Annotated in this window: 13 protein-coding genes and 1 tRNA gene; 9 read left to right on the forward strand and 5 right to left on the reverse strand. The window is 27.5% G+C overall.

The window, feature by feature from the left end; genetic code table 11:
• Positions 1-114: 114 nt before the first annotated feature.
• Genes accC through aroQ form a run of 3 tightly spaced genes read right to left on the reverse strand, consistent with a single transcriptional unit; the run spans position 115 to position 2,418 of the window.
• Positions 115-1,467 carry an acetyl-CoA carboxylase biotin carboxylase subunit gene (gene accC / locus CRV10_RS02325; protein WP_136130218.1) on the reverse strand — a complete coding sequence of 451 codons (1,353 nt, stop codon included), beginning with the start codon at positions 1,465-1,467 and terminating at the stop codon, positions 115-117.
• Between the two features lie 8 nt (positions 1,468-1,475).
• Entirely contained in the window at positions 1,476-1,943 is a 468-nt protein-coding gene (gene accB, locus CRV10_RS02330; RefSeq protein ID WP_136130219.1) for an acetyl-CoA carboxylase biotin carboxyl carrier protein, read from the reverse strand.
• A gap of 25 nt (positions 1,944-1,968) precedes the next feature.
• Positions 1,969-2,418 (reverse strand): type II 3-dehydroquinate dehydratase, encoded by a 450-nt coding sequence (gene aroQ, locus CRV10_RS02335; RefSeq protein WP_136130220.1) that lies wholly within the window; start codon positions 2,416-2,418, stop codon positions 1,969-1,971.
• A 666-nt stretch (positions 2,419-3,084) separates the two neighbouring features.
• Between aroQ and mreB the strand changes: the two genes are divergently transcribed.
• From mreB to mdh, 4 genes are all read left to right on the forward strand, one after another.
• On the forward strand, positions 3,085-4,128 hold the full coding sequence (gene mreB, locus CRV10_RS02340) for a rod shape-determining protein MreB (RefSeq protein ID WP_136130221.1): 1,044 nt from the start codon (positions 3,085-3,087) through the stop codon (positions 4,126-4,128).
• Positions 4,129-4,169: 41 nt separating this feature from the next.
• Positions 4,170-5,228: a rod shape-determining protein MreC gene (gene mreC, locus CRV10_RS02345; protein ID WP_136130222.1), complete on the forward strand. Its 1,059-nt coding sequence runs from the start codon at positions 4,170-4,172 to the stop codon at positions 5,226-5,228.
• Positions 5,229-5,334: 106 nt separating this feature from the next.
• Positions 5,335-5,811, forward strand: coding sequence for a rod shape-determining protein MreD (gene mreD / locus CRV10_RS02350; RefSeq protein WP_136130223.1), 477 nt, complete (start codon positions 5,335-5,337; stop codon positions 5,809-5,811).
• 57 nt (positions 5,812-5,868) lie between these two features.
• Positions 5,869-6,801 carry a malate dehydrogenase gene (gene mdh / locus CRV10_RS02355; protein WP_136130224.1) on the forward strand — a complete coding sequence of 311 codons (933 nt, stop codon included), beginning with the start codon at positions 5,869-5,871 and terminating at the stop codon, positions 6,799-6,801.
• A 31-nt stretch (positions 6,802-6,832) separates the two neighbouring features.
• On the opposite strand, the gene mscM is transcribed toward mdh, so the two are convergent.
• Positions 6,833-10,159: a miniconductance mechanosensitive channel MscM gene (gene mscM, locus CRV10_RS02360; RefSeq protein WP_136130225.1), complete on the reverse strand. Its 3,327-nt coding sequence runs from the start codon at positions 10,157-10,159 to the stop codon at positions 6,833-6,835.
• Positions 10,160-10,174: 15 nt separating this feature from the next.
• Positions 10,175-11,062, reverse strand: coding sequence for an archaetidylserine decarboxylase (gene asd, locus CRV10_RS02365; protein WP_136130226.1), 888 nt, complete (start codon positions 11,060-11,062; stop codon positions 10,175-10,177).
• A 483-nt stretch (positions 11,063-11,545) separates the two neighbouring features.
• On the opposite strand from asd, the gene orn reads away from it, so the two are divergent.
• From orn to miaA, 5 genes are all read left to right on the forward strand, one after another.
• Positions 11,546-12,097 carry an oligoribonuclease gene (gene orn, locus CRV10_RS02370; RefSeq protein ID WP_199733834.1) on the forward strand — a complete coding sequence of 184 codons (552 nt, stop codon included), beginning with the start codon at positions 11,546-11,548 and terminating at the stop codon, positions 12,095-12,097.
• A 35-nt stretch (positions 12,098-12,132) separates the two neighbouring features.
• Positions 12,133-12,208: transfer RNA gene (locus CRV10_RS02375), tRNA-Gly, on the forward strand.
• Between the two features lie 214 nt (positions 12,209-12,422).
• Entirely contained in the window at positions 12,423-13,940 is a 1,518-nt protein-coding gene (gene nnr / locus CRV10_RS02380) for a bifunctional ADP-dependent NAD(P)H-hydrate dehydratase/NAD(P)H-hydrate epimerase (protein ID WP_422386886.1), read from the forward strand.
• Between the two features lie 519 nt (positions 13,941-14,459).
• Positions 14,460-16,226 (forward strand): DNA mismatch repair endonuclease MutL, encoded by a 1,767-nt coding sequence (gene mutL, locus CRV10_RS02385; protein WP_136130227.1) that lies wholly within the window; start codon positions 14,460-14,462, stop codon positions 16,224-16,226.
• The gene (gene miaA, locus CRV10_RS02390; RefSeq protein ID WP_136130309.1) at positions 16,213-17,157 is read left to right on the forward strand and encodes a tRNA (adenosine(37)-N6)-dimethylallyltransferase MiaA; all 945 of its coding nucleotides are present in this window, start codon (positions 16,213-16,215) and stop codon (positions 17,155-17,157) included. Before mutL ends, miaA begins: the two co-directional genes overlap by 14 nt.
• Positions 17,158-17,378: the final 221 nt, after the last annotated feature.

A 17,378-nucleotide genomic window follows, 5' to 3' on the forward strand; every position in this document is an offset into this window, starting at 1 on the left:
AACCATGCCGAACTCAGAAGTGAAATGTCGTGGTGCCAATGGTAGTGTGGAGTTTCTCCATGTGAGAGTAGGAAACTGCCAGGCATTAATTTTTGTATGCTAATCTAAAATCTCTTAGATTGCTTTTGAATGTAATGTATATTTATTTAAATAATAAAGACTGATATTACCATTTTGAAATTCTTTATCTTGCATAATTTTAGTATGTAAATCTGTGTTGGTTTTTATACCATCAATTATAAGTTCTGATAAAGCATTTTTCATTTTTGCAATTGCTACTTGTCGAGTTTCTCCATAGGTAATTAGCTTTCCAATCATTGAATCGTAGTAGGCAGGAATACTATATCCTGTATAGATATGGGATTCCCATCTAACTCCAAAACCACCTGGAGCATGAAAACGATTTATTTTACCTGAATTTGGAACGAATGTATTTGAATCTTCAGCATTAATACGACACTCAATAGCATGGCCGCAAAATTTGATATCTTTTTGTGTTATCCATAATGTTTCATTATTAGATATTCGTATTTGTCCTTTAACTAAATCAAAACCTGTAATCATTTCTGTTACTGTATGTTCCACTTGAATACGAGTGTTGATTTCTATAAAATAAAACTTTCCTTGTTTATAAAGGAACTCAAAAGTGCCTACTCCTTTATATCCTATTTGAATAAATGTTTTAGAGCAAAGTTCTTCAATGTAGTTTTTCAATTCTGGTGTAATATTTAGTGCTGGGGATTCCTCGATTAATTTTTGATGTCTGCGTTGTATGGAACAATCACGTTCACCCAAACAAATAGCATTTCCTTTACCGTCTGCTATAACTTGAATCTCAATATGACGAGGATTTTCAATATATTTTTCCATATATATGATATCATCATTAAAAATTGACTTAGCTTCGATTTTTGTAAGATTAATATATTTTTCTAAATCTTCTTTTTTATAAACAATGTGCATACCGCATCCACCACCTCCCTTAGAAGCTTTGATAATGACTGGATAACCTATTCGATTAGCAATTTCATAATTTTTCTGTATTTTATTACTTAATGGACTATTAGAACCAGGTATGCAAGGAATTCCTAATTTTTTCATTTTATTAATTGCTGATATCTTATCCCCCATAAGGCGAATTGTTTCTGCAGTTGGACCAATAAAAACAAACCCAGAACGTTCCACTTGTTCAGCAAAATCAGCATTTTCTGCAAGAAAACCATAACCAGGATGGATTGCTGTTGCTCCAGTAATTTCAGCTGCTGAAATTATTGCAGGAACATTAAGATAACTATTAATTGGCTGAGCTGATCCAATGCATACGGTTTCGTCTGCCAATAATACATGTTTAAGTTCTCTATCTATATCTGAATGCACTGCTACTGTCTTAATATCAAGCTCTTTACAAGCACGTAAAATACGTAAAGCAATCTCACCACGATTAGCAATCACTATCTTATCTAACATATTGTTCCCTAGTATTCAATAATCATTAATGGTTCATTAAATTCAACTGGATGACCGTTTTCTGCTAAAATTGCTTTTACTATTCCGGATGTTTCGGCTGCAATTTGATTCATCATTTTCATTGCTTCTACAATACATAAAATATCACCTTTGTTTATTTTTTGGCCTATTTCTATGAATGTTTTAGCTGCTGGACTAAGGGTTCGATAAAAAACACCTACCATTGGAGAACGTACTATGTAGTTATTGTTATGTGTTATTTGTTGATTGTCTAATTTACTTAGGTCTAATTGTTTCGATTTAATTGTATTTTGGTAATTAATTGGTGTATTAGTATTAGATAATTGTTTTTGATTGATTGTAAAATCACTATGACGACAAATACTAATAGATTCTGTTTTTCCTGAAATTTTTAATTTAGAAATATTATATTTCTCTGTTAGTTCAATTAATTTTTTTATTTTACGAATATCCATTTAGAAATTTTCCGCATCTTATTGATTAATTACCTTTAGAAATTCTTTTTATTGCTATTTTTAATGCCCATAAGTAACTATCTGTTCCACATCCACATATTACACCTTCTGATATATCAGAAAAATATGAAATATGACGAAATGTTTCACGTGAATATATATTTGAAATATGTATTTCAATAAAAGGAATACTTACTGCTAATAAAGCATCACGTAATGCTATACTAGTATGAGTTAAAGCCGCAGGATTTATAATAATATAATCTACGTTACCGTGAGATTTATGAACACGATTTATTAATTTAAATTCAGCATTAGATTGTAAATGGCTTAATTTTATATTAAAATTTTTAGCATATTCGTTTAAATCTTGTAGTATATTGTTTAATGTAATATAACCATATTTTTCTGGTTCTCTTTTTCCTAGCAAATTAAGATTAGGTCCATTTAATACTAAAATATGATAATGTTTCATATAGGGGATGTTATTCCTGTTTTTGGTATTTATTAAAATCTTTTCTGTAGACTATATTACAGATGTATGTTCGTTAAAATCTTTTCTGTAGACTATATTACAGATGTATGTTCGTTTATAGTAAACATATAATTATTGTTGTTTACATGTAATATAGTCATATTTTTTTATGTAAATAACAAATAATTATATAAATATAATTATTTGGAAAAAATAATATTTACACAAGTAAAACGTATATTCAATATAAAATTAATTTATACAATAAATAATTAAGATAATTGATAAATTATTTATTAGAGATGATTTTGTTTCATTAAAAATAACAAGTTAATTTATTGTTTCTTATAATTAATTTTTATTATCTTTAATAAAGATACACTGATTTAAATTATAAACTTGTATAATTTGCTTTTAAGTAGTAAGCTTAAATTTTAGTGGTATATCTTCTTTCTTGTTTATAATTTTAATTTTAGATGTGTATAAATAGCATATATATATAGTAAATTTATTTAAATAATTAACGTTAATAGGCTATGACAATTAACCATTATACTCAAAATTTTTGTATTTAATTATTATTAGTTAACAAAATATTTTTACATTATTATTACTTTTATACGTTATTGTTTTTTTATTCATTAATGTAGGATTTTTTCTTAAAGTATGTTTAAAAAATTTCGTGGTATGTTTTCTAATGACCTATCTATCGATTTAGGGACTGCAAACACTTTAATTTATGTTAAAGGACAAGGTATCGTGTTAAATGAACCTTCCGTAGTTGCTATCAGACAAGATAGAACTGGTTCACCAAAAAGTGTTGCTGCTGTGGGATATGATGCAAAGCAAATGCTTGGAAGAACACCTGGAAATATCGCAGCTATACGCCCTATGAAAGATGGTGTTATTGCTGATTTTTTTGTGACGGAAAAAATGCTTCAACATTTTATTAAACAGGTTCATAGTAATAGTTTTATGCGTCCTAGTCCGCGTGTATTAGTTTGTGTACCTGTAGGAGCTACTCAAGTAGAGAGACGTGCTATTAGAGAGTCTGCACAAGGAGCTGGTGCACGTGAGGTCTTTTTAATAGAAGAACCGATGGCTGCCGCTATTGGTGCTGGACTTCCGGTATCTGAAGCAGCAGGATCTATGGTTATAGATATTGGAGGGGGTACTACAGAAGTAGCAGTCATATCATTAAATGGAGTAGTATATTCATCTTCTGTTCGTATCGGTGGAGATAGATTTGATGAAGCTATTATTAATTATGTACGCCGTAACTATGGTTCATTGATAGGTGAAGCTACAGCAGAACGTATTAAACATGAAATTGGTTCAGCGTATCCATGTGATGAGGTTAATGAAATTGAAGTTAGAGGTCGTAATTTAGCTGAAGGTGTACCTCGAAGTTTTACTTTAAATTCTAATGAAATCTTAGAAGCATTACAAGAACCTCTAACAGGTATCGTGAGTTCTGTAATGGTAGCATTAGAACAATGTCCTCCAGAATTAGCATCTGATATTTCAGAGCGTGGTATGGTATTAACAGGTGGTGGTTCATTATTGCGAAATTTAGAACGTTTACTGATAGAAGAAACAGGGATTCCAGTTGTCATTGCTGATGATCCATTAACCTGTGTAGCAAGAGGTGGTGGTAAAGCTCTAGAAATGATTGATATGTATGGCGGTGATTTATTTAGTGAAGACTAAAATGAATTTCTATTAATTTTATAAATTAACGATATAAATTTATGGGGTTAAGTTATAAAAAAAATTTTTTTCTGAAATTGCGTCTTTTTATTGCAATATGTATTGCTGTTTTATTAATAATACTCGATTGTAAGATAGGTTTGCTTATAAGAATTAGGAGTTATTTTGATGTATCTATAGGATTACTTAATTCTTTAGTTAAAAAACCTGCACAAATCATAACTCATACATTAGAAAACTTTTCTGCAAATAGAGTTGCACAATTAGAAAATAGAAAATTACGTCATGAATTATTTCTAAAAAATATTGAAACAATTTTATTTGATCAATATAAAGAGGAAAATAAATATTTACGCAAACTATTAGGTGCTATCTCACAGCATAATGAGCGTGTAATGCTTAGTAGAGTTATGTTTACAACATCTATTCCATTTGCTGATCAAGTAGTAATAGATAAAGGTCAAGTAGATGGTGTATATCATAATCAACCTGTTATTGCTGATAAAGGTATTGTAGGTCAAGTCATATCTGTAAATAAAACCACTAGCCGCGTTCTATTAAGTTGTGATGCTTTAAGTGGAATACCTATAAAAATATTACGTAATGGTATTCGTGCGGTTGCATTAGGCAACGGTTGCAACAAGAGCTTTGATCTTAAGTATCTAGCAAACGATGATTTTTATAGTAAAAGTATCTGTCTTGGAGATATTGTGGTGACTTCAGGTATATATAGTATGTTTCCAGAAGGTTATCCAGTTGGGGTAATATCATCTATTAGATATGATAAACAGAAATTAAATATTTACGTTCAAATTACTCCTACCACTAATTTCAAAAATTTAGATCGTTTACTTTTATTATGGAAAACAAAAGATTCTATTATATCAGAATCAGACAAGTTAGATAATTCATCAGATAATTCATCAGATAATTCATCAGATAATTCATCAGATAATTCATCAGATAATTCATCAGATAATTCATCAGATAATTCATCAGATAATTCATCAGATAATTCATCAGATAATTCATCAGATAATTCATCAGATAATTCATCAGATAATTCATCAGATAATTCATCAGATAATTCATCAGATTAATAGTATGATCATAAATAAAGTAATAACTTTTTATCAAATAACAATTAATTTGATCAATTCTTAATAAATATAACAAATATATAATACGGTTTTGATAAGGTTAAACTTGAACAAGTATTATTTTCAAAGCAAAAAATTAATTTTTCAATCTTTCATTCTAGTTTTATTATTACAAATAATGCCATGGCCTCAAATAATTTATATATTACATCCTTCTTGGTTCTTGCTTTTCCTTATATACTGGGTATTAGCTTTACCGTATTTTATTAACGTAACTAGTGGTTTTTTACTAGGTATATTAACCGATGTTACATCTGGATCTAAGTTGGGTGTTAGTGCTCTTGTATTTAGTATAACGTCCTACTTAATTGCTGATAAATTTCAATTCATTCGTAATTTAAAATTATGGAAACAAATTTTTTGCGTTATGTTGATATCTATGTCAATCAATGTAGCTATATTTATAGTTGAATATTTAACAATTAGAGCTTCATTTAGATACGAAATATTTTTGAATAGTATCATTAATGGTTTAGTTTGGCCGTTGTTTTTTTTATTGTTAGAAAAATTTTATTATAATTAACATATTCATTTAAATTTTGCCAATAAATTAAAAAAACAAAATAATAGGGAATAAATAATGCGTATTTCTGTTCTTGGCGCTGCTGGAAATATAGGTCAAGCTCTTTCATTATTATTAAAAATTTATCTTCCTGCTGGTTCAGAATTATATTTGTACGACATCAAACCAGTTGTATTAGGAATTACATTAGATCTGAGTCACATTCCTAATGATGTACAGGTTAAAGGTTTTACTGAAAAAGATATATTTTTAGCGTTAAATAATACAGATATAGTAATAATAGCAGCAGGAATAGCACGAAAACCTGGGATGGAACGGGCTGATTTATTTGATATTAACTCTAATATTATAATTAATCTAGTTGAAAAAATAGCTGTAATGTCACCAAACGCTCTAGTTTGTATTATTACTAATCCAATTAATATTACTACAGTTATTGCTGCTGAAGTACTTAAAAAATATGGGTGCTACAATAAAAATAAATTATTTGGTATAACAACACTTGATATTATGCGTGCTAATCAATTAGTTTTTATAGAAAAAAATTTAAGAAATATTGATGTACCTGTAGTAGGTGGACATTCTGAGATTACTATCTTGCCTTTATTATCACAATTAAAAAACATTACCTTCACCGATAAAGAAGCAATTGAAATTACTAAATCCATTCAAAATGCAGGCAGTGAAGTAGTAAAAGCTAAAATTGGAAATGGTTCTGCAACTTTATCAATGGGTTATGCAGCTACTCGTTTTTGTTTGTCATTGGTACAAGGTATGCAAGGTAAGCATAACATCTTAGAGTATGCTTATATTGAAGGTGATGGGAAATATACAAGATTTTTTTCTCAACCTTTTTTCTTAGGAAGACATGGGATTGAAAAATATAAAGATATCGGTAAAATTAATGGTTTTGAGCAAATCATTTTGCATAAAATGATCGAACATTTAAATAAAGATATTTTAAAAGGTGAAAAATTCATAAAAAAATAAACTAACACATGATCTAGTAATCTTTAATCCATTAAATAGATTGAAAAAATTTTCTGGCAAAAGTTTTGTTTTTAGCAAAAGATTTTCCCTTCATTGATTCTAAACGCATTTGAAAGGGAGGGAATGGTATCACTATGTTATTTTGAGAAAATTTTTCTATAATCAATTGGTTTAATTCATGACGTAATGGCATACGATGTCCCATTTCTGCAACATATACGCGCAATTCAAATAATAAAATTCCTTGTTGTAAATCCACTAAAAAAACTTCTGGAGAAGGGGTTTTTAAGACATAATTACAACATTCAGCAGCATGTTTTAAAATTTTTGTTATTTTATCAGTACTATTAATACTTAATGCAGGGATTGTAAGAACCACACGTGTTACTGAATCTGACAATGACCAATTTACAAATTGTTCAGTAATAAATGCTTTATTTGGTACTATAATTTCTTTGCGATCCCAATCAGTAATAGTAGTAGCTCTTGTATTAATTCTAGTAATACTACCAGTTAAATCGCGTATGGTAACAGTATCACCAATACGTATTGGCCTTTCAAATAAAATTATTAACCCAGATATACAATTAGCAAAAATTTCTTGTAAACCAAAACCTAGACCAACACCTAATGCTGCAACCAACCATTGTAATTTCGACCATTCAATACCAATCACAGAAAAACCAAATAATCCACCAAATAATATTGTAATATATTTAGTTAATGTAGAAATAGCATAATTTGTTCCTGGCCTTAAATTTAAATGCTGAAGCAATACAAGCTCAATTAAAGCTGGCATATTGCGGACTAATTGCAATGTGATAATAAAAATTAGCACAGCAATTAGCAAAGTACCTAATGTAATTGGATGATAAGCTCCACTACCTTGAATTGATCCACTTGTATTCCATAATAACACGTTATCAAAGAAACCTAAAGCTAGGTGTATTTCTGACCAAGAAAATATTAAAAATACTAATGCTATTAACATTAAAATCCATCTTACAAGTTTTAAAGATTGTGCACTTATTACATCTAAATTAACTACTGGTTCTTCTATTTCTATAGAATCTGCATTTTGCATACTCTGTTCTTTTTCTTCTTCACTACGTGCTCTAAAAGCAAGTATTTCAGCACGTTTTTGTTTAGCTCTATCGAAGCTAAGTCTACGATGTTGAATAAGCATCCAACGACGAATAATGTGGTATGTTATCAACATTATAAACCAAATAACATTTGATATCTCTACATGTAATAAGATAGCTTTTGCAGTTGATAAATACCCCATTGCAGATGTTATAGCAGCAACAAAAGGAATAATAATTATTATATTCCATATATTATTATTTATAAAATTATTGATTTTACCACTTTTACTAACATAAAGTGGCACATGAGCTTTTTTTAAGCTTATAGTACCTATACTTATGGTAGTACATATCAGAATAAAGCATAATCTTCCTAAGGATGAAGATAAATTGTTTTCTTCTAAATTATCTATTACAGTTAATAAAATAACTAATGGTAAAATAAAGCAAAGAGTTATAAAATAATGGGCAGTTGCACGATTTACTAAAATTGAAGACCAACGAAAATGCATAATAAATAAACCATTTGGTCTAGAAAACACAATTATAACTATAAAAGTTGTCAATATTGGAACAGTATTAATGATTCCATCACCTAAAGCAATTACAATAGGATAAGAAGAAGATTGTTGCAACCCGTATCCAATTTGTGCCCATAGTATTGGTAATGATAGAGACATTAAAATTGACAATAATACAGTACGAATAGTTAATCTAAAACGGTCTTGAGTTACTTTACCAACTTTAGTTGCCGCATGTTCTAAAAAATTGTTATATGCATAGCGCATCTTAAAACTTAAAAAGACCAATAATAATGAACCTAAAATAGGTAAAAATGTTTTTTCTTGCAAAATTATCGATTTTAGACCTTCTTTAACGTGTGTAAATGTTTTTAAAGATAATAGATATTGTATATCTCTTATAACATCTATAAAATAATTTAAATTAATAGGATTAGTATCAGTAATCCAAAAAAGTCGTTCTTGAGATAATTGTTTAACTTTTTTTAAATTGTTCTGTAATTCTATTGTTGCTATTTTTAATTTAGTGCTTTCAATCACTAAGTTATCGCAACCAGAAATCAATAAATTAATCAATTTATATTCTATTGATAATTGTTCATTAAATATTTTTTTTAAAACATCATTTGTAAAAATAGCTTTTTTTTCTTCTTGAGACAATGTGTCTTTATTTTCTATTAAATATTCATAATGTAAACGTTGTAAACGTGCTTTTGTAATATCTTGATCTACTTTTGTTAAGTGTGGTATTTCAGGTAACTTTGCTATACGTAACCTTAGGGTTTCGCTCAATAAAAATGAATCACTCAATCCTGATTGTTCATTAAACATAGAATTTAAATATTTAACCTTGATGATCTGGTTATAAATTAGGTTTTGTTTATATTGTATTTGATCCATTAATTTGATTTGATCACCTAAAGCAATAGATAAATCTTGATTTATGCGTATATGATTTAAAAAAGATAAGAGCGGTGAATTATGTTTATTGTTTTGATTTTTTATGATTTTTTCGATTTCTTTTATTGATATAGTTAGATTTTGACTCTTTATTTTAATCCGTAATGTTTGTAAGTATTTATTTAAATAAATTGTTTTTAGTTGATGTATTTCAGAACGTAAACGTGCAAGTTTTTGACGGTTATTTGCTGATAATTGAGCTAATTCTAATTCATCAGCGTATAATTCATTAATAATATTTTCATGCTGACGTATTAGTGATTTATGATTTTCTAGTAAATTCAATTTGTTTTCTATTAAATAGTCATCTTTTCCTACAATATTATTGCTACCACGTGTTGCGATAAGTATTTGAGGTAATGTAGATAATGAAATACTAATTTCTCGTACTTTATCTTTTTCTTTTTGAAATTGACGTCCTTCTTCCATTATTTGGACGATCACTTCTGAAATTTCTTGATTTAAATTAGTATATTGCCTGTCTATCCTCTCAATATTTTTTAAATTATAAATTTGTTTTCTCAATTCAATATTTAATTTTGGGAATATACTTATAATTTTTTTATATTTTTTTATATTTTTGATATATTGATTTTTTTTAGAAATAAAATTTCTGTTTTTTTGAGATAATAGTTCTTTATCTATTTGTATTTGTTTAGATAAATTTTTATCTATCGCTTTTGTTTTTTCTTCTGCTTGATTTTTAAACTTATAGAAATCAGAAACATTAATAGCAAATGTTAACTTATTAGTCCATAAAGCAAGGAATATCAATATAAGTATGCGCATGTGATAATATTTAGTTTATTTTATATATTTTGAGAATAAAGGTAATTTGATTGCAAGAGGTTGTCCTACACAGACAGTAGTTTCATGTTCTAATTCTGTAATTATTTTTATACGTTTTTTAGTAAATAAATTAATAACAGTCGAACCTAATTTAAATAATCCCATTTCCTGACCTTTTAATAATATTATCGCATTTTTATTGTTAGAATCAGGATAATACCATCTTTTAATAATACTACCATGTGGTGGAATTATATTACCTGCCCATACTGTTTCAATACTACCTACAATGATGGCACCTACCATAATTTGTACAAATGGTCCAATGTGAGTATCAAAATAACAAATTATTCTTTCATTAGAAGAAAATAAGTTATGAATTCTATTTCTATTTACTGCATTCACTGAATGAAGATTTCCAGGTACGTATATCATTTCACGTAAAACACCATTACAAGGCATGTGAACACGATGATAGTTATTAGGTGCAAGGTAAATAGTAACAAAATCTCCATTGAAAAACTTAGATGACATATTTTTATCACCAGCTAGCAATGCATTAACAGTATAATAATGATCTTTAGCTTGTAAAAGATTATTACCTTTAATAGATCCCATTTGAGTAATTGTACCATCGGCTGGCATAGTAATTACATTTGGATCAAAATCAATTGGACGTAAATTTGGTTTAAGAAGACGTATAAAAAAACTATTAAAAGTTAAATATTCATTACTATTGATTTTAACAGCTTCAGACATATCTATTTTATAGAACCAAATAAATATATTGATCATTAATGTTGTAAATAACCCTAATTTACTATTAGCAAACCATCCTAAGATTTTAGCAAGCCATTTTTTTTGAAGTTTGTTACTAAAATAGAGTTTTAAACGGTTAAACACTTTACATCCTATTTAATATATAATAAATAATAAACTAATAGAATTTTAATCAAAAAACATATGTAAAAATCTTTCATAATGAATTCATCACTTTAATTTTGATTGTAATTAAATTAAGATTTAATTATACAAAAGTGTAAATTTAATTAATTATTTATTACGAATAATTATAAAAATAAAATTAATGATGATACAAAGACATTGATTTTAAAAATACAAAACTGTTCAACTATTTTAAACAAAAGTATTTTGAATAATAAATATTAACTAAATGCACAATAATTCATTTTTGTATGATCTTACATGGAGTAAAGAATTAAAGATTACATTAAAATATCATTTTATTAATAATAAATAGTGGTTAAAATCAATTCTAGTATAGCATAGTAATGATGCATTTATACTTTAAATTACTAAATTTGACGATGATTAACTTACAATTAATATAGCAATTATAATTAACACAAATGGATGCTAAATGATATGATAACTACCAAAAATGAAAACAATTTAATTTGGATTGATTTAGAAATGACTGGACTTAATCCAGAAAAAGATCGTATTATTGAAATTGCTACAATAATTACTGATACAAATTTGAATACTTTAGCAAATGGGCCAGTAATAGCAATATATCAAACTGAAGAAGAATTAAAACACATGGATAATTGGAATTTAAAAACTCATACTAATAATGGATTATTAGATAGGGTAAGAAAAAGTCAATTCAAAGAAAAAGAAGCCGAGCAAGTTACTATTGAATTTTTAAAGAAATGGGTTCCAGAAAAAAAATCTCCTATATGTGGTAGCAGCATATGTCAAGATCGTAGATTTTTATTCAAATATATGACTGAATTAGAAGATTATTTCCATTATCGTTGTATTGATGTCAGTACGTTAAAAGAGTTAAGCATTCGTTGGAAACCAAACACCGTATTAAATATAAAAAACACTTGTTCACATACTGCATTAAATGATATAATCAATTCTATAGAAGAATTATCTCATTATCGAAAGCATTTATTAAATATTTAAAATTTAATGATAAACATGCATCATGGGAATAATTTGCGGGAATAGCTCAGTTGGTAGAGCACGACCTTGCCAAGGTCGGGGTCGCGAGTTCGAGTCTCGTTTCCCGCTCCATAAAATTGTTATACAACAAATATAACATCTCCTTTCACAGTATTTTTCATTTATATTTCTCTATATCTATAAAAAACCACAATATTGACTAATATCCGAATTTAACTTAAGTTAACAATATTTAGTAGTATTAATTCAAAAAATATAGCTAAATAACTCATATTATAAAAAGTTAAAATAATCTAATGAATTAATTGTTTTGGAGAGCATATATTTGATTAAATCAATAAAAAAAAATAAAAATAAAGATCTACCTGACTCAATTTGGCCTATAACATCTATACCTAAATTAGAGAAAGAGGGTGCTGATTATTTAGGTATTGATTTATATGAACTTATGTTACGTGCTGGAAATGCTATTTATCAACACGTTTGTACTTATTGGCCTAATGCTAAACATTGGTTATTTTTATGTGGTCATGGAAATAATGGTGGAGATGGTTATATAGCAGCCCGTATAGCTAAAATAACAGGAAAAACAGTAACTTTAATTTCTTACAAAGGGAAAAAACCATCATCTAAAGAAACTCAAAAAGCATATAATGACTGGTTGTTGGTTAATGAAAAAAATAATTTATCAGAAGATATAATATGGCCAGATAAAGTGGATATTATTATTGATGCATTGTTAGGCATTGGTATTAATCGCATTCCTGATAAGGAATACTCAAATTTAATTCAAAAAGCGAATGTCTATTTAGCACCAATCATCTCTGTTGATGTACCTTCTGGTTTATTTGCATCTAATGGTTGTGTACCAGGAGAAGCTATTTTTGCCTATCATACACTAACTTTTATTACTTTAAAACCTGGGCAAATAACTGGAAAAGCTCGTAATCATATTGGAAAACTCTATTATGCTGATTTAGGATTCAAATCTTTTCTGTTAAATAAAAAAGCACCAATATTACGTTTTGATGCTAGCTATTTATCACATTGGTTAAAACCACGTAGTCCAACATCACACAAAGGTAATCATGGTAAATTATTGGTAATCGGAGGATATGTTGGAGTAGTAGGTGCAACTTTTATGGTAGCAGAAGCTGCACTTAAAACTGGCAGTGGATTGGTAAAATTATTAACCTATAAAGCAAACATTATACCTATTATTACTGCACGTCCTGAAATTATGATAGATGAATTGACTGATGATAAATTGACAGAATCGTTGTTATGGGCAGATGTAGTAGTTGTTGGCCCGGGTTTTGGTAATCATACTCAAGGAATAGAAATACTAAAAAAAGTATTATTAGTTAATAAAACAACGATTTGGGATGCTGATGCACTTAATGTTTTAGCTATATTAGATAATCAATGCCATAATCGAATAATCACTCCTCATCCGGGTGAAGCTAGCCGCTTACTTAATGTAAGTGTAACTGAAATCGAAAATGACCGTTTATATACTGTAAAGTCTTTAATTAATAAATATGGTGGTATCGTAGTACTTAAAGGTCCAGGTACTATAATTTCTGATACCTATGGAAACATAGCTATTGCTGATGTTGGTAATGCAGGTATGGCATCAGGTGGTATGGGTGATGTATTGTGTGGTATTATAGCTTCATTGGTTGGTCAAAATTTAACATTATTTGATGCGGCATGTGCAGGTTGTGTAGTACATGGTGCTGCAGCGGATGAATTAGCAACTAATAGAGGTCCAAGAGGTATACTAGCAACAGATTTGTTTAAAAATATTTGGAAATTTGTTAATCCTATTACGATAAAATAAATATGAAATGCAAAGTTATTGATTTATCTATTAAACAAAAACAATGCAATTAGAAAATAGATTAGGATTTATTTCCTAATTGTTTAATAGAATATTCTCAAAAAGGTCAAGGTATCTACCATTATCTGATTTATCATTAAATTTTTGCTATAAAGGTAATAAACGCAAAGTAACATTAGTTTTATATTTATCTATTTCTGAATTTTGATTCAACAATTATATGAAATAAAATAAATATTTAAAAATTAGCTAGTATCATTAATTATTACAGTTAATTAGCATAAAAAACAAATGTAATCCATTATCTATATGTTGGATTAATTAATTTAACAACTATGATTATTGGTTTTATTACAATCGAGTAAATTTTTTTAATATCATGTATATTATTTAAATAAATAAAAAATATATTAATCAAGGTAGCAAAATAAAGTATTTTTTAATATAACAAAATTTAATAAATTGTTTTCTATATTTTTCATATTATAAATTTAGTTAAGAATTTAAAGGGTATTTATTGTGCCGATTGAAATCTTACCTTCTTACCTCATAAACCAAATTTCAGCTGGTGAGGTCATTGAACGCCCTTCATCAGTAGTGAAGGAATTAATAGAAAACAGTATTGATTCTGGAGCTAATCGTATCGATATTAAGATTCAAAAAGGTGGTATAAAACTAATTCAAATTCAAGATAATGGATCTGGAATTATTAAAGATGAATTATTTACAGCTATAAAAAAACATGCAACTAGTAAAATTAAATCTGCAAAAGATTTAGAACGAATTAAAAGTTTAGGTTTTAGAGGTGAAGCATTGACTAGTATTAGCTCTATTTCTCGTTTTACACTAACCTCAAGAACCGTAGGACAAGATAAAGCTTGGAAAATTTATATTGATGATCATCAATCAGATAAAAGATTACAACCAGCGACACATCCAATTGGTACTACAGTTAAAGTTTATGATTTATTTTATAATATTGCTGTACGTCGTAAGCTAATGAAAAGTGAAAAATCTGAGTTTAATTATATAAATATGATAATAAACCAAATGCTATTATGTCATTTTGATATAGCCATATCATTTAGTCATAATGAAAATTTGATTGGTTACTATCCAGCAATAGTAACTGAAACTGAAAAGAAAAAAAGACTACAACATGTTTGTGGAATTGATTTTTCACAATGTGCCATGTATATTAATTATAAAGATAATGGATTATATCTTTATGGTTGGATTATCGATGATAATATCATTAAAAAAGTTAATTCTATAAAATATTGTTATGTCAATAAAAGAGTTATAAAAAATCAATTAATTAATATTGCTATTAAACAAGCATGTCAATCCATAATAAAAAATAATCAGCAACCATCTTATGTAATTTACTTAGAAATAAATCCATATCAAATTGATGTTAATATTCATCCAGCGAAAAAAGAAATCCGTTTTCATCAACCAAAATTAGTGCATGATTTTATTATTCAAGGAATAACTAAATCTTTTAAAAGTTATAAAAAAACGGTACCAATGAATATACCTAATTTCGAAAAATATAAAAATAAATTAAATCTAGACAAATTACAACGTAATAATTTTTTTTCCCTACCAAATTGGTACTATAGAGATGATATCAGTGATATTAAAGAAGTTAAAAAAAATGCTAGTCAACATATTTCAATTTATAAATCACAATATTTAACAACATATTCAAAAATATTTGGTGAATTACTTACTATTATAAAAGGTAATTATGCACTTCTTAAAAAGAATCAAAAATTAATACTAATGTCTCTAACTATGGGTTTAAATTATCTAAAAAAAGCACAATTAAAATATAGTCAAATTAACTTAAAAACTCGTCCTCTTTCAATCCCATTAAAGATAAAAATCAATGAATATGATTATAATATCATTAAAAAAAATAGTGATATTTTAAATAAAATAGGAATAAAATTTTTAATAGAAAAAGATCATGTAACTCTACTTACAATTCCTTTAACTTTTTATTTTTATGAATATAACTTACAAGTTTTAATGTATAAGATGCTAAATTATTTGACTAAAAAAACAAATCACTCTATTTATAACCTGTCTGCTTGGTTAGCAAGTTATGAAGATAATAGTAAAGTTATAGATTGGACTTTGTTACGCGCAAATATTTTATTAGCTGAAATTGAACACTTTTGTCCTGATTTACTAAATAAACCTCCATCAAATTTAATACAGTACATTAATATTAAAAATACAATAGACCTGTTAAATCATGATCATGGTTGCATGTAAAAATACAAAATATCCGAAAGCTATCCTATTATTAGGACCAACGGCTTCAGGAAAAACTCATTTAGCAATGCATTTACGTAAAATGCTACCAATCGAAATAATAAGTGTAGATTCAGCATTAATATATCGTCAAATGAATATTGGTACTGGAAAACCAACTGTTCAGGAATTAGCTATAACTCCACATCATTTAATAGATATAAAGGATCCATCTGAATGTTATTCAGCATCAGAATTTAGACGTGATGCATTAATAGAAATGAACAAAATAGTAAAAAGTGGTCGCATTCCCTGTCTTGTTGGTGGTACGATGTTTTATTTTAAAACGTTAATTGAAGGATTATCTAATTTACCACCTTCTGATACTAACATACGTTATAAAATCAATCAAATAGCAAATACAAAAGGATGGGATTTTTTATATAATGAATTATGTCAAATAGACCCAGCATCTGGCAATTGTATTCATCCCAATGATTTACAAAGAATACAGAGAGCATTAGAGATATTTTATATATCTGGTAAAACTTTTACTGAAATAAAAAAGATACCTCATAACTCTTTACCATACGATTTATATCAATTTGGTATTGTGCCTTATAACCGTGATTCATTACATAAACGTATTAAATCACGGTTTAAACACATGTTATCTATAGGATTTGAAAAAGAATCAACAAAATTATTTGAAAGAGGAGATTTAAATATTAATATGCCTTCTATGCGTTGCGTTGGTTATCGTCAGATGTGGTCTTATTTAAACGGTGAAATCAATTACGATGATATGGTGTACAAAGCTATTTGTGCGACTAATCAACTTGCTAAACGTCAAATTACTTGGATGCGTAAATGGCAAAATATTCATTGGTTATATAATTATGAAACTCAACCAAATATTAATTCGATAATGAAAATATTTAGGAAAATCTAACGTTCAAAATTGATTTCCAAGTACCATCTTGTTTAGAATATAAAAAATAATCAATGTTTTTTTACAACAGATATTATTTTTTTAATTTTTTCAATATTAATATCCGGTGTCTTTTTAAATTGATCTACATTTTATATTAAACATACAATTTTTGGTTGTTTACGAAGTATATTAAAACATAATTCTAGCACTAACTAGATTAAAACAATATAAAAATATCA

Origin of the sequence: Candidatus Pantoea edessiphila (genome assembly GCF_002933355.1) — a bacterium.
GTDB lineage: Bacteria > Pseudomonadota > Gammaproteobacteria > Enterobacterales > Enterobacteriaceae > Pantoea_C > Pantoea_C edessiphila.